12 protein-coding genes are annotated in these 15,077 nt (G+C 49.3%); 3 read left to right on the top strand and 9 right to left on the bottom strand.

All coding sequences use genetic code 11. The annotated features are described in order from the left end of the window. Positions 1 to 79 precede the first annotated feature (79 nt). From OIM03_04960 to queG, 3 genes are all read left to right on the top strand, one after another. Entirely contained in the window at positions 80 to 865 is a 786-nt protein-coding gene (locus OIM03_04960; GenBank protein ID HJI73628.1) for an adenosylcobinamide amidohydrolase, read from the top strand. 111 nt (positions 866 to 976) lie between these two features. Next, positions 977 to 2,020, top strand: a complete 1,044-nt coding sequence (locus tag OIM03_04955) for a zeta toxin family protein (GenBank protein ID HJI73627.1) — start codon at positions 977 to 979, stop codon at positions 2,018 to 2,020. A gap of 150 nt (positions 2,021 to 2,170) precedes the next feature. Then, positions 2,171 to 3,064: a tRNA epoxyqueuosine(34) reductase QueG gene (queG, locus tag OIM03_04950; protein ID HJI73626.1), complete on the top strand. Its 894-nt coding sequence runs from the start codon at positions 2,171 to 2,173 to the stop codon at positions 3,062 to 3,064. Between the two features lie 67 nt (positions 3,065 to 3,131). On the opposite strand, the gene OIM03_04945 is transcribed toward queG, so the two are convergent. The 9 genes from OIM03_04945 to OIM03_04905 form a co-directional block, all read right to left on the bottom strand. After that, positions 3,132 to 6,851 carry a PolC-type DNA polymerase III gene (locus OIM03_04945; GenBank protein ID HJI73625.1) on the bottom strand — a complete coding sequence of 1,240 codons (3,720 nt, stop codon included), beginning with the start codon at positions 6,849 to 6,851 and terminating at the stop codon, positions 3,132 to 3,134. A 63-nt stretch (positions 6,852 to 6,914) separates the two neighbouring features. Then, positions 6,915 to 8,156, bottom strand: a complete 1,242-nt coding sequence (locus OIM03_04940; GenBank protein HJI73624.1) for a VanW family protein — start codon at positions 8,154 to 8,156, stop codon at positions 6,915 to 6,917. A 145-nt stretch (positions 8,157 to 8,301) separates the two neighbouring features. Continuing rightward, on the bottom strand, positions 8,302 to 9,303 hold the full coding sequence (gene holA, locus OIM03_04935; GenBank protein ID HJI73623.1) for a DNA polymerase III subunit delta: 1,002 nt from the start codon (positions 9,301 to 9,303) through the stop codon (positions 8,302 to 8,304). Further along, positions 9,294 to 11,555: a ComEC/Rec2 family competence protein gene (locus tag OIM03_04930; GenBank protein HJI73622.1), complete on the bottom strand. Its 2,262-nt coding sequence runs from the start codon at positions 11,553 to 11,555 to the stop codon at positions 9,294 to 9,296. The genes holA and OIM03_04930 overlap by 10 nt, the downstream gene beginning before the upstream one ends. Then, positions 11,552 to 12,115, bottom strand: coding sequence for a ComEA family DNA-binding protein (locus tag OIM03_04925; GenBank protein HJI73621.1), 564 nt, complete (start codon positions 12,113 to 12,115; stop codon positions 11,552 to 11,554). Before OIM03_04925 ends, OIM03_04930 begins: the two co-directional genes overlap by 4 nt. Before the next feature lie 101 nt (positions 12,116 to 12,216). After that, entirely contained in the window at positions 12,217 to 12,717 is a 501-nt protein-coding gene (locus tag OIM03_04920; protein HJI73620.1) for an ATPase, read from the bottom strand. Positions 12,718 to 12,730: 13 nt separating this feature from the next. Then, positions 12,731 to 13,219, bottom strand: coding sequence for a pantetheine-phosphate adenylyltransferase (coaD, locus tag OIM03_04915; protein ID HJI73619.1), 489 nt, complete (start codon positions 13,217 to 13,219; stop codon positions 12,731 to 12,733). Between the two features lie 3 nt (positions 13,220 to 13,222). After that, on the bottom strand, positions 13,223 to 13,789 hold the full coding sequence (rsmD, locus tag OIM03_04910; GenBank protein HJI73618.1) for a 16S rRNA (guanine(966)-N(2))-methyltransferase RsmD: 567 nt from the start codon (positions 13,787 to 13,789) through the stop codon (positions 13,223 to 13,225). A gap of 265 nt (positions 13,790 to 14,054) precedes the next feature. Next, positions 14,055 to 15,074, bottom strand: a complete 1,020-nt coding sequence (locus OIM03_04905; protein ID HJI73617.1) for an NAD(P)-dependent glycerol-3-phosphate dehydrogenase — start codon at positions 15,072 to 15,074, stop codon at positions 14,055 to 14,057. Between the last annotated feature and the right edge of the window lie 3 nt (positions 15,075 to 15,077).

Raw genomic sequence — 15,077 nt, 5'->3', positions numbered from 1 at the left:
GAAAACCTGTCACGACTTTTCATTCTTTTTTCAATGGTATAATTAAATTATATAAGGTAGAAAATAGAAAGGACCCATTATGGATAAAATCACTCTTGTTTCCAAAGGCGCGAGCCTTTCTGTCTCGGATGAGAAACTGCTTATAGAATTTGACAGGGACATGAATTCCCTTTCCACCGCCCTATGGGCAGGCGGATACAGAAGCATCCGGTCGGCTCTTAATCAAAAGCTGACAGGGTATTATGAATCCCTTCAGGATTTCCCTGGCGGGTCGGTTGAGTCATACCTCAAGATCTGCGCAGAAGAAGTCGCAGAAAGCCCTGAGAAATGTCCTTCCCTTCTGACCGCTGCCCGAGTCCGTCTTTATTCCCATAAAGTACTTTCAAAAGGCGGCATGACCATAGAGGCCATTACAACGGGCGGTGTTGAAAAGACAGCCTGCCGCGCCTCTTCCCCTGCCCTTTACCGGGAAGAAGACGAGCGTTTCTTCCCCGTCGGAACAATCAACATGATGATCATTGCCAGCGGCTTCCTTCCTGAAGGTGTCATGGCAAGAGCCCTGATTACACTGACAGAAGGAAAATCCGCAGCCCTTCAGGACCTTGGGATCGCCGATGTCAATAACGGCCTTCCTGCAACAGGAACATGCACGGACGGCATTACCCTCATCTGTGATCCAAAAGGGAAAAAATACACGGATGCCGGATCTTTTTCCCTCCTGGGCTCTCTTCTTTCAAAGGCCGCCTATGAGTCGGTCAGAGACTGCATAGAAACATATGACCATCCATGGAATGCTTCTCCTCTGCTAAGAACGCCCCCTGCCCAGGACATTGACCGCTTGAGAAAACTCTCTGAAAAAAGCTGAGCCGGCAGGCTTCCATTTACAGAGCATAAGTAATATTAGACAAAAGCACCATGCTTTGCTATGATTGGAAAAGATGATTCCATGTAATGAATAAAAGGAGTTGGTAAGGCTATGCCCTATGACGAGCGGACCATCGAAGAACTAAGTGAATCGGCAGAAATTACCCCTATGGGGATACAGCTTGAGGTGAATGCGGAAATATTCCAGACCATTCACAACCTGCTCTGCACTCTGAAAGGTGAGAAGGCCATACAGCCGGCAGATGAGGCGCGCCTTTATAAGCTCTGGCGTATGACCATCCATGAAATGTCTCTGATCGAACTCCGCAAGGGACATGGTCTTGCTATGTCTGCGCAAGTCGGCATGCTCAGGGAAGCTTATGCCATCGAAACGAAATACGTGCAGGATCAGATTTTCCGTCCTGTGACAAGCGCCAAGCTGACGCGTCAGGCCATTGAAAAGGAAAGCAGGTTCGATCCTGCTGAAATGGATGATTTTTTTGAAAAGACGGTCTGGCCTTCTGTCATTGAAGGAAAGACGGGCCATAAAAAACATCCCACTGCCTTTATCATCGCAGGCCAGCCCGGATCAGGAAAAACACGCATGTCATCCATGGTCATTGAAGACTATGACGGCGATATCATCCAGTCCATGAGCGACAACTTCCGCGGTTTCCATCCGCGCTACAAACAGCTTCTGAAGAAATACGGCCAGTACGCTGCCTGCTTCTCCATGGCCCAGGGCCAGTACCTGTCTGACCTTACGATGAAGAAAGCGGCAGAAGAAGGCTACAACATCCTTCAGGAAGGATCGCTGGAAAATGTATCGCACACGATGAATTACATCAGCTACCTGAAGGAAAAAGGCTATACCATCTGCGTTCTTCTAAGGGCCTGCCCCAAGAAGGAAAGCTGGAAGGCCATCCATCAGCTCTTCCTCCAGCAGAGACTCAAAGCACCTGGACTCTCCCGCCTGATCACCAAGGAATTCCATGATAAAGCATGCCTCTCCTTCCTTTCTGCAACGAATGATCTTGTTGCCCAGAATCTGATGGACAGGCTCATCATAAAAAGTCCGAAAGGGCTCCTTTACGACAGTGACGACATGCCGACGGAAAAAGTCAGCGAGCTTCTTTCCAAGCGCATGGTTAAATAAACACAGAGGCTGTGACAAAATGTGCAATCATTTATTCACAGCCTTCTTTTTATTGAATGACACGAAGAAGGGAACGTCCCTGTATTGCTGAAGGCCTGAAAAAAGGCAGGCAGCATGATTGTATTTCGTCCCTTTTTCATGAGGTTATGAATGAATGCAAAAGAACTTTTAGTCAAAACGGCTGCGTCTTTGCAGCTCGATGCCTGCGGCGCAGCATCGGTGAATTTTTCTGAAAAACTTTCAGAAAGGCTTACTGAAGCGGGAACCATACCATTTGCGCCCGATGACATAAAGGAACGGATAGATACGGAAGCCCTCCTTCCGGGGAGCCGCTCCTTTTTTGTCATCCTTTTCCCCTACCGTCCATCCCACAAGGAGGAAGGAAATATTGCGCTGTATGCAAGAGGGCTTGATTATCACAAAATGATCCAGTCCTACCTTGACCGTATCATCGGCGTGATGAGAAATGCATATCCGGAAGCAAGATTCAGGGGACTTGCCGATACTTCCCCCATGGTCGACCGCTGGCTTGCCTATGCGGCAGGGCTTGGATTTTTCGGGAAGAATCACTGCATCATCAATCCAAAGTACGGCTCCTTCTTCACCATCGGATCCATACTGACGACGCTTGAACTTCCTCCTGATTCCCCGCTTGACCTTTCCTGCGGCGAATGCAGGGAGTGCCTCTATCACTGCCCGGGCCATGTCATCCGCGAGGATTCCTTCGATGTATGGCACTGCAAATCCTACCTGACGCAGAAAAAGGAAGCGCTGACAGAAGAGGAGGAAAAAATCATTGCAAGGACGCCTCTTATTTTCGGCTGTGACGAATGCCAGCTCTGCTGCCCGTTCAATAAGAACGCTGCCGTCTCCCCTCTTCCCGAAATCAGGGAAAACAGGCTTCCCTTCCTTACCCGTGAGAAACTGGAATCCTATTCCAATCGTTCCTTTGACAAGGAAATGAGGGAATATGCTTTTGCATGGAGAGGAAGAAAAGTGCTTCTTAGAAATCTGGATCTTACAGAAAAAGATTCCGGAAAATAATTCAACAGAAAAGGGCTTTAGCAGAATGACTGTTCATTTTGCTAAAGCCCCTTTTGTGTACTCTGTTTTAGAAGGAGAACAGGCTGATCTGTTCCTCATCAGGCATATTTTTCAGAATGCCCATGGAATCCATGGTGTCGATGATACTCTGGCTGACCTTGCCGCGTTTCTTCAAATCTTCCTTCGATGTGAAAAGATGCTCATCCCTGGCGCGTACGATTTCCTTTGCCACGGCATCCCCTAAAGCAGGAATGCAGTTGAAAGGAGGAAGGAGCTTTCCGTCCACCATCTTGAATTCGGATGCATCCGAGCGGTCAAGATCGATGGGAAGGAATTCCATGCCGCGAAGATACATTTCCGCAGCGACTTCAATAACAGTGGCATTGCCCTTCTCGACGGCGGTCGGATGTTCAAGCGCTGCAATGCGGGCGAGTTCCGCCTTCTGCGATTCAAGCCCTTTCAGGATGACCGGTGCATTGAAAGACCCTTCTGCGCGGATGGTAAAGTATGCCGCATAATAAGCAAGCGGCTGGTACACTTTGAACCATGCGATACGGAATGCCATCATAACGTAAGCGACGGCATGGGCTCTCGGGAAGAGGTAGCCGATCTTCAGGCAGGAATCAATAAACCACTGCGGCACATGGGCAGCATCAAGCTCTGCCTTGTTATTGGAGCCGCCCTTTTCAAGCCCCTTGCCCTTACGGACATTTTCCATGACCTTGAATGCAGTCAGGGGTCTTACGCCATGTTCGATCAAGTAGTTCATGACGTCGTCTCGTGTGGAAATGGCTTCTTCCAGTTTGACTGTGCCGCTTCGGATCAGATCCTGCGCATTGTTCAGCCATACGTCGGTCCCGTGGGAAAACCCGGAAATTCGTACCAGTTCGGAGAAATTCTTCGGCCTGGTATCTTCCAGCATGCCGCGGACGAAAGGTGTCCCGTATTCAGGAAGCCCGAGGGCCCCAACGGTAATTCCCTTGTTCCCGATCACGGCTCCCAGCTGCTGCGGCGTAAGTCCCAGTGCTTCGGTGGAGCTGAAGAGAGACAATGTCTTCTTGTCATCAAATGGAATCTTAAGCGGATCGATGCCCGTGATATCCTGGAGCATGCGGATGACCTTAGGATCATCGTGGCCCAGGATATCCAGCTTGAGCATACGTCCCGAGATGGAATGATAATCGAAATGGGTGGTAATGGTGCCGGGGATGCGGTTTCCTTCTTCATCCTTCAGGTACTTCTTATTGGCCGCATACTGCAGCGGAGTGAAGTTATGGATATCCATATCCCTCGGGCAGACCATGATACCTGCCGGATGCTGGCCTGTCGTCCTCTTGACGCCTGCCACGCCGGCAGAGAGCTTTTCAATGAAGATATCGTTGAAGGTAAGCCCTCTGTTCTCTGCATACTTCTTGACGAAGCCGTAGGCTGTCTTGTCCTGGATGCCTGCAATGGTTCCTGCGCGGAAAACGTTGTCACGGCCGAAGAGTTCTTCCGTGTACTTATGGGCAACGCCCTGATCATCCCCAGAGGAGAAGTTAAGATCGATATCAGGAACCTTATCGCCATCGAACCCGAGGAAAACGGCAAACGGAATATTATGGCCGTTCTTGTTGAGCGGATGGCCGCATTCCGGGCATGCCTTGTCAGGAAGGTCGAAGCCGCCGCCGACAGAGCCGTCGGTATAGAAATGCGTCCAGTGGCAGTTCGGGCAGACATAGTGCGGCGGAAGCGGATTGACTTCCGTAATGCCGGACATGGTAGCAACGAAGGATGAACCGACGGATCCTCGTGAACCTACCAGGTATCCTCTGTCATTGGAATGTTTTACCAGCTTGTGAGCAATGTAGTAGAGGACGCCGTAACCGTGCTTGATAATAGGCGTCAGTTCCAGTGTCAGGCGCTCCTGCACTTCTTTGGGAAGCGGGTCTCCGTAAATAGCCTTGGCGTTGGAATAGCACATTTCCACCAGTTTTTCATCAGCACCGGAAATTTTCGGGTTGTAAGACTTCCATTCCTCGGCAAGAGGATGGAGGACTTCGCATTCGTCTGCAATCCTTCTCGTGTTTTCCACGACGATTTCAAGCGCCTTTTCTTTGGGAAGATAGCTGAATTCATCCAGCATTTCCTGTGTCGTCCTGATGTAGACCGGCGGATGGGATTCAATCTTACCCGGCTTTTCCCAGTTGGAAAGAAGGATATCGCGGTTTCTCTGATCCTCGGCAAACATATAATGCGCATCAGACGTGGCGCAGACAGGCCGTCCTGCCTTTTCGCCGATTTCAATGACCTTCCGGTTCAGATCCTGCAGATCCTTTTCCGAATTGACTTCGGCAAACTTGTCGTCATTGATCAGAAATTCATTATTTCCAAGAGGCTGTACTTCCAGATAGTCATAGAACTTTGCCATCTCGATCAGTTCTTCATCGCTCTTTCCGGCAAGGACAGCGCGGAAGAATTCGCCCATGACGCAGGCCGAACCGTAAATCAGCCCTTCGTGGAGTTCCTTTAAGATCGGCTTTGGTATCAGAGGACGTTTCCTGTAGAACTTCAGATGGGAAAGCGTGACCATGCGGTAGAGATTTCTAAGGCCCGTGACGTTCTTGGCCAGGATGATGATATGGTTGTACTGCTGCCTGTCCGTATCGGGATCGGCAGGAATATCTTCAATCATGTACCCTTCCATGCCGTAGATGACCTTCTGCTTGTACTTGTCCGCCAGATCCTGGATCTTCGGGAAAGCCTGTATGACGCCGTGGTCTGTAATTGCAACGGCAGGATGATGCCACTTGGCGGCTGTCTTGATGATTTCTTCATTATCGATCAGTCCGTCCAGGCTCATCTTCGTATGGAGATGGAGCTCTACGCGTGGCGTCGGATAATTGTCTTCATGGTCGATCTTGATGATTTCTCCTTTTTCCACCTGCTGCAGTTCAAGGACAAGGCCGCCTGAATACTTGTCAAAGCGTACGTTGCCGCGCACCTTGACTGCCATCCCGGCCTTCAGTTCTTCCAGCCCGCCTGCCTCTTCCGGGCGGTCAAAGAATTTCTTGCAGGGAATGCCGTTCGTTTCATCGGCAAGGCTCATCAAAAAGAGTTTCTTCTTGCTCCGAAGCTCTCTCATTTCACAATTAATGACAGTGCCCACAAAAACGACACCGTCTGCCTCATCAGTGATTGTGCGGATTTCAACGGGATTTCCTGTAATATGTTTCTTGCCAAGGTACATGCCATTGACAGCACCTGAAGCATTCTTCTTTGGAGAGGAGACAAATGCACTCTTAGGAAGGACGCTTGCAAGATCGGGAAGAATATCAGGCATTGCAAATTCAGAAGGCCTCTCATCTGCGATAGATGCCTCCTCCCTGCCGCTTTGTGAAGCGGCTGCCTCTATTTCCTCTGCTGAAGGGAGAGGCGAAAGAGGAGCCGCGCCTGCTTCCTCATATCCGTATTCGTCCGGCGGCGGCACATCATCCGGCATTATTGCTTCAGGCGGCATGTATGAGTCCTGCGGCGCAAAATCATCCGCCTCGCTCTCTGGCATGAATTCTTCAGGATATGAAGTCTTTCTGGCAGCTGAAAAAGCGCTTAATATATCTTCGGTCATGTCATCCCCGTTGACGTAGATGGACTCCAGACAGCGGATCGATTCACCCATGGATATCAGCGTTTTTACAGCAGCATCTTTATCATCAGCTTTGACATACCAGGCTCTGCATTCCGTATCCACTTCAAGAAGCGTGATGACGGAACCTTCCTTTCTTGATTTCAGCTGGTACTTGCCCATTAACCCTGCTCCTCCTTCAATAGAAAATCGCCTATCATTATACCGCATTTCATGCGGTCGGGCTTATTCCGTTTTATCATCACCTTCAGACTTTGCCTTATCCTCATCTGCCTTTCGGTCAGCTTCGCTCTTGTACGTGATGACTGTATCCACGGGATCATAATCGGAATAGAACGTATCATGATACGTCCTTCCATCAGCCCATTTGACATTCTGTGTGACGACATGGCGTCCGTCATGCCCCTCGTCTGTCTTTTTCTTTTCTTTCTGCGCCGGATCTATTTTCGTTCTCGTCTTATTCGGAATCACGTCGTTCTTGTCCGTAGAAATATCCACATAGGACGGCTTGTCCTCCCTGTTTCCAAGGATATAAATCGTGACGCTTCCAGGCGTATAGTCTGAGTATAGATAAACGCCGTGCTTCAGATCATTATGGAAGGCAAAATCAATGATGCCTTCAGCGACTGTCGCATCCCTGCCGATCGGCGCATAGTGGATGGGCGAGTAATGATTGGCTCTCTGCGTAATTTCAAGGCCTGAAAGAAGCGCCGCATTGAAGAGCGTTGTACTTACCTGGCAGACGCCTCCGCCTATGCCGGGTTCAAGCTTGCCATTGATGATGACCGGCGCTTCCTGATAGCCGTTTTCCTTCGATCTTGCGCCTGTCGCCTGATTATAGGAGAATGACTCCCCGGGCTTCACGTAGACGCCCTTAATGCTCTTTGCCGCAATTTCAATATTCTTGTCACGGTTTCCGTTGATTCCGAATTCCGTGGTGTACCTTCCAAGGACAACATTGACCTCTTTGGCTTCCTTTTCCGTCAAATCCGGTTTCTTCTCATCAAGGACGGAAACATCCGCTTCCCCGCTTATTCCGTTTGACAGGATCCTTCCTGCATCTGTCAGGAGCGCCATTTCGTCAAACTTGAGATAAGGACGGCCTCCGGAGAAGGTGACAGACCCGTCTCCATGGAAAGAAGGCGCTGCATTGACAGGAGGCTTTCCGTATTCAGAAGCCAGCGTTTTGACCTTATTCTCGAGCGCCCCATTATCATAGGATGCCGTCCAGTGCACAGCATCTCCCATGACAAGGGCATGCCAGCGGTCATACCAGATTTTAGCTATATTTCCATCGCGGCCTGCTTTGAGTGCCTTATCGATTTCATCATCTTTATAATGAACAGAAAAATCAGAAAATTTCCATGTTTCGTCAATGACGCCGTCCGTGCTTTTCACAGCCAGCACGTCCGTCTTCAGTTCCTCATTTTTATCATGCATGAGAGTTTCCAGTTCTTCCCTGCTCATTCCCCCTGCGGGAGTTCCGTTGATCCTTACGCCCGGAATGACTCTGTCCGTTCCGGCCCAAAGGAAAGGCGCTGCTCCTGCTGTGAGGATTATGACAGCGCAAACAGCCCCCGCTATTCTTTTTATTTTAAGCCGGCTCACTATTCTACCTTCGTTCCATACAATATTTCAGAAAAAGATCTTTGAGACTCATGTCTCTGTCCCCCATTCTCTTTTTCAGCTGATAATTAAAAATTCCAAGAAGCATCCATTCTGCATCCTTCTCGGTGACTTTATCCGCATCCCGTTTCAGATAGCGGTATGCATAAGGAGAGCGCATGCCGAGCGCTTCCCTGATTCTCGATTCAGGCATCCTTGCCCTTTCCATTTCCTTCAGGATCTTTATATTCCTGAACTTGGAGGAAATAAGGCCCAGCCCGCTGATTTCTGTCGAAGTATCCTTGAACACCTTGTCTGTACTTTCCAGGATCTGCTTGACCTTCTTGGAAAGGAGTGCATCTGCAAAAGCAAAGACGCCCTGATTCACGTATCCTGGAAGTGAAAACTCCAGAACACGCTTGGGGACTGTCACCCGTTTTCCCGTCATCAGGTCAATTTTTTCAACCTCGACTTCAAGAAGGGGACGGGAAACATTTTCCCATGTGGACAGGACTTCTTCCAGATATTCCCTTGCTTCCGGTTCAAAGCGCTTCCCCCGTTCCCCCAGGATCTGTGCCATGATGCCGGCTGCCTGATCCGGCTTGATGAAGCTCATTTCTTCCGAGACGCAGAATTTTTTCAACTCTTTGACAACCTTCGTCCTTGCGTCCGGCTTTCCTTCAAAAAGGATGATAAGGAGCGTTTCTTCGGGGAGTTCTCTTGCTGTTTCCAGAAATTCCTTCTGCTGCTCTTCTTCCTTTTCAGATTTTACGGCTTTTTTCAGGAAGTACGGATTCTGGATCAGGACTGCCGTATCTGATGAAAAAAGGGACTGCCCGCAAAGGGCATTCCTGTATTCCTCAAAGCTTCCCTTCCCCTCAAAGTAAGCGGGTTCCGGCGGATTTCCCTTAAAGTATGTATTTAATATGTCTGACTTTCTCTCATTAAGAAGAACCGGGTCGTCCCCGTAGAGGAAGTAACAGTTCTTCTTTACTTCATTCAGCGCCATAGACCTTTACCTTTTAATTCCCATTTTTCCCTGAAAACCGCCGTCTGCATTCCATCCTCATAGACATTGGCCGAAGCGATTCCCATATATTCAAAAATTTCCGCATCCTCATAGGATTTGGTCAACCTGCTTCCTGCATAGACAGCTGCCTCAGGATGAATCGTGGATACCTCTTCTTCCGTCAGGGAATCTGCCTGTTTCCTGCTTCCTGCCATCCAGAAGAGGCGCGGCGGATACTTTGTATCCGAAAGCAGTTTATTTCCTGAAAAAAGGACACCGGCTCCATCAAAGGAAACAAGCCAGCTGCTTCCGTTTGTCCTGAAAACCATATCATCTACTTTTGCGCTGCCGCCCCGGATCATGCGGACGTGCGCCTGCTGACCGGCTAAAAGCTCGCGGCAGGTTTTCTCCGGATCGCCTCCCGTCACCCAGATTTCCTTGATCGGGATCGTCATGGAAAGCGGAATGGGATTTTTGGCGTCTTCCAGATTCAGCAGAAGGATGTCGGCTGCAAAAATGCCCTCATATCCGAGAAGGGAGTTCCATTCCCAGACGGAAGTCCTGGAAGCAAGGCTGCCGCTCTTATAGTATAGTATTTTTCTGCCGTCTTTTACAAGAACAGCCCCCTGATCCGGACCGAGCTCGGGGACAAGCACATATGTGGACGGCGCAGAAATCCAGAGGAAAATGACGATTGCAGTACTTAAGGGAAGAATCAGCATAAAAATTCTTCTCCATATTTTAGATGCAAGGATTTTCTCCCTGAAGTAAAGAAAAGCAACTGTAATGTAATAGCAGGCTGTTTCTGCAGTATTGAGTCCCCCGATGCCGATCGATGCCTTCGGCCAGCCTGACATCCACTGGTTCATCCGGATGCCTGCCCATAAGAGGTAATCCGAGACATAGAGAATCCCTGCCGCAAGGGGCGTAAAGATCAATGCGATGACGGATGCCATGAGCCCTGCAATGATGACCCATTCTAGGAACGGCGTCACAATGAGATTGGCAGGAATGAAAAACAGCGGGAATACATGAAAGTCATAGAGCACGATGGGCATAGTAAATACCTGCGCCGCCGTGGAAAGCGCCGTCCCCTCCCGCACCTGCACGGGAAGACGGGGAAATCTTTTGAAGAAGGTAAGAAGCGGCTTGTAAAATATCAGGATACCGGCAGATGCACCGACGGAAAGCTGGAAGCTCACATCAAAGAGGAAAAACGGATCCCACAAAAGCATCCCTGTAACAGCAGCTCCTAAAATATTGATGGCTGTTTTCTCCCTGTCAAAGAAAAGGCCGGCCACAGAAAGGATTCCCATGATGGCGGCTCTTAGGACAGGAGGGACAAATCCGGCAAGCCCTGAATAGAAAAGAACAAGGATGATGGCTCCGCCAATAACAAGCTTCTTTGGAAGGTGCATCCATTTTCCCAGGAAGTAAAGGAAGCCAAAGAGAAGCGCCACATGCGATCCCGAAACGGAAAGGATATGGACGATCCCCGTCGCGGAAAAGGAGCTCATGACCGATTCCGGGATCTCATTATAGCTGCCGCCAAAAAGGAGCGTCATCATGATGTGGAGCCTGACGGGATCCATGTAGGGAGCAAAGGTATCCATGACCTTTCCCTTGATGATTTCAGCTGCCTTTTCGGCCCGGTATTCTCCGGAATCGCCCAGGGATCTGACTGACTTTTCATCCTCGGTATAAATGCGCCCCAGGATGCGGCGGCTTCTGTACCTGCTTTCCAGATCGATTTTCCCGGGGTTGTCATAAATCCTGATCGGCGTCATTTCCCCTTTGACGGAAAGTTTCACGCCCGGCCCGTAAATCTCCTTAGGATTTGTCTCATAAACATAGGCGAACCCCTTAAGCGGCTTTTCTGTGCCGTCTTTGTAACGGATATCCTTTAATTCAGCAGTATACCTGGCATACCCTTCCCCTTCCCGGTTGACGACAGGAGGCTCTGTCACGACAGCCGTATACGTCCCTTCGGCATGAAGCGCCCAGGATGGCTGCGCCTTCCATACTTCGTCAGCAAGATGCATGCGGCCCATTCCGCAAAGGGAAATAAAAAAAGCGCCGCACAAAATAAGGACGGCTTCTTTTTTATGTGTTATTTTGATGGCTGCTAAGGCAGGCAGCACAAAAAAGACGGCAGCAGCTGCGATTCCCTCATAAAGAGGAAGGCTGCCGTAGAGAAATATGCCGAATGAAAGACAGAGAGCACTCCAGAACAGGCCGTACTTCATACTCATAGAGTAATTTTATCCGCCAGTTTTGCATATCTTCCATCGCTGATGGATGGAACCTTCTTCAGATCCTGCTTCTCAGTGAAGTACCCGTTTTCCTGCCTGTACTTCACAATCTTTTCAGCCGTCACTGCGCCGACTCCGGGGAGTGCTTCCAGTTCCTTCGCTCCGGCCGTATTGATATTGATGAGACCTCTTGCTGCGGGATCGCTGCGGTCAGGGTTGAGCGGGATGTAAATCTTCATGCTGTTTTCTATGGGCGCTGCCATATTGACAGCTTCCACTTCTGCATAGGGAAGGACATCTCCTGCTGCCTTGACAGCATCATAGTAATGGCTTCCCTTCGGGAGTTCATAGACGCCTGGTTCTTTGACAGCGCCTACGACATACACGAGAAGCTTGTCATCCTTTTCATTGTTCCCTGCCTCGGCAGTCACGACGACTGGCTTCTCCTTTTCACGCAATGAAAAAGGATCGAACACAAAAAGCGCCGTCCCTAAAAGAATAAGACCTATGCATAGGCAGAGTATAGTCATCCTTCTGCTTTCTTCATGATCCTGTTCCATGGGATTGCTCCTTGTTTCAATCCTTCAGGCATTGCCTGCATCCATACCAAAGAAGAGTCCCAGGAGCGCCTGGAACTCTTTTGCTGCTCCTTCGTAATTTCTTACTTTTTATTTCCGTTGTCTTCAGCCTGTTCCTGCTGCTGGCGTGCAGCTGCAGAGTTGGAATCAATCAGGCTCTGACGGTTCTTCTTCAGGCTGTCCAGTACGTTTTCCATGTTGGTTTCAACGTACTTAAGCACATCGGTTGCATAAGTGACAGAGCTGGTGCGCAGTTCTTCTGCAGACTTATTGGCGGAGGAAATCACTTCATTAGCTCTTTCCTGTGCCTGCTTGACCAGTTCGCTTTCTTCTGTAATGCGGGCGATATAGTCCTTTGCCTGGGCAACGGTGTCTTCTGCCTTCTTTTCAGCATCGAGCATGATTCTTTCCTTATCAGCCACAATGCGGCGGGCGCTTTCAAGCTCGTTCGGCAGGGACTGGTTGATGGCATCAATCAGTCTTTCAATTTCGTCCTTGTCCACCATTTTCTTATTGGTGAACGGCACTTCATTTGCACTGTTAATTACATTTTCAAGTTCTTCCAGAAGTTTTCTCGTATCCATAACAAGCAGCCTCTCATTTCTTAATAGAATTCATTTTCCTGTGTATCATTTCCTGTACGTATGGCGGCACCATTTTGCTCACATCCCCGTTAAAATGGGCCAGCTCGCGGACACCGGTCGAGGAAAGGAAGGAATAGCGGCCATCCGTCATGAAGAAGGCAGTTTCCAGAGTCGGTGCAATCTGCTTGATCATCAGCGCGCGCTGGAATTCATATTCGAAATCACTGAACGCTCTGAGGCCTCTGATCAAAAGATGGCAGTCTCTCTTTGCTGCGTATTCATTAAGAAGACCGTCGAAGGCATCCACTTCCACGTTAGGAATATCCTTGGTTGTTTCCCTAAGCATATCCAGACGCTCCTCGGTGGTGAACATGTAATGTTTTGTCGGGTTCAGAAAAGCGGCGACAATCAGTTTATCGACCATCTGCGCGCTTCTTTTTATAATATCAAGATGACCATAGGTTACCGGATCAAAACTTCCCGGGCATATAGCTAATTTCATGGATTAAACTCCCTCTGTAGTTCTGCATCGCAGATAAGTAACAACAATAGCGCCGGATTTCTTCTCTTTCCACAGGCTAAGCCTGTCTTCGAAAAGGGAAAGGTCCGGTGCTTCGGACACGGAGTGTTCCGCAACAATAATAGCATCATCACTGCAGATCCCGCAAGATAGTATCTCCTTCAGGATCTCATTGATATACCCCTTGCGGTATGGCGGATCCATGAAGATATAATCAAAGCTTTTGCCGCTTAAGAGCTTCAAGGCCGGCGTGACGTCTCTTGCGATGACCTTCACCTGCCCGCTCATATGGCAGCGCTCTGCATTCTTCCTGATAATACCACTTGTCGTTCTGTCTATGAAGACAGCTTCTGCCGCTCCGCGGCTCAAGGCTTCAAGCCCCATGGCTCCGGTTCCGGCGAAAATATCCAGAACCTTTGCTTCTTCCAGTCCCACATTAGCAAGAACATTGAAAATGCTCTCCCTCACTCTTCCAAGAGTGGGCCTTGTTGTATTCTTACCTGCCGGGGACAGTAAAATCGTACCTTTTGCTTTGCCGCCTACAATTCTCATTCTTAATTTTCCTTATAGTGTTCTGGATCAAACGGGCAGCCCGTTAATCCGCACTTAGCTAAATTATAGCATAAACGGACTATATTGAAATAAAATTTTTTATGCTTTCTTCAGAAAGATATTCCATTCATGCATAAAGAATTTATATTTTCCCGCGTAATTTCTTCCGCCAGATGCTGAAAACACAGGCATCCTTTAAAACAGCATTACCCCTACCGGCATCCGGTAAGGGTAACATCAAGGCAGACTGATGAATTCGTATGGATTAAAGAGATTCCGTCGGATACGTTTCAGACTCTGCTTTCTTGGCTCTTGCCATCAGTACTTCCAATGCCTTTCTTGCTGTATGCTCCCCATTGATCAGGCAGCATACCTCTTCCGTGATCGGCATGTCGATATGTTCTCTTTTGGCAATTTCATGGACAAGGAGCGCTGTACGCATTCCTTCAACGACCATATTCGTTCCTTCAACGATTTCTTTCGCTGTCTTTCCCTCGCCCATCATGACGCCGGCCGTATGGTTACGGCTGTGCGAGCTCGTGCAGGTGACGACAAGGTCTCCCATGCCGGAAAGGCCGAAGAATGTATTCATCTTGGCACCGAATCTGACGCCGAACCTTGTCATTTCAACAAGTCCGCGTGTCATCAGCGCAGCGCGGCTGTTGTCGCCCAATTTGATTCCGTCAAGCACGCCGCAGGCAAGAGCCATGATGTTCTTCAAAGCTCCGCCATATTCGACGCCTCGGATATCATCACTTCTGTACACCCTGAATACAGGGCTCATGAAAAGATCCTGGACGATCTGGACTGCTTCGGGCACTTCAGAGGCAGCAACGGTCGCACATGGAAGGCCGGCGCCGACTTCTTCGGCGTGGTTCGGTCCGGACAAAGCAACAATCCTGTCCGTAATCCCTGCCACCTTTTGGGCAATGACCTCGGAAAGACGGTGGCCTTCATCATCGGCAAGGCCTTTGGATGCAGAAACGACAACAGCATCTTTTTCAAGCCATTCTGCAATTTTGCCTGCCGTATCAGCCACAGCCTTTGACGGCGTGCAGATGACGACGCATCCTGCACCTTCCACTGCTTCCTTCAGATCACTGGTAATACGGATAACTTCCGGAAGGTGAACTCCGGGCAGATATTCCTTATTTTCCCTCTCGCGATTGAGCTTTTCTGCCGTTTCTGGTTTCCTGCAGTACAAGACCAGATCCTTATGACGGCCGGCAAGGGAAATCATCATAGCTGTCCCCCAGCCGCCAGCACCTATCATAGCTATTTTCACAAG

It is taken from the genome of Veillonellaceae bacterium (assembly GCA_025992895.1).
Taxonomy (GTDB): Bacteria; Bacillota; Negativicutes; order Veillonellales; family Dialisteraceae; genus Dialister.
This window is presented reverse-complemented; position numbering and strand designations above follow the sequence as displayed.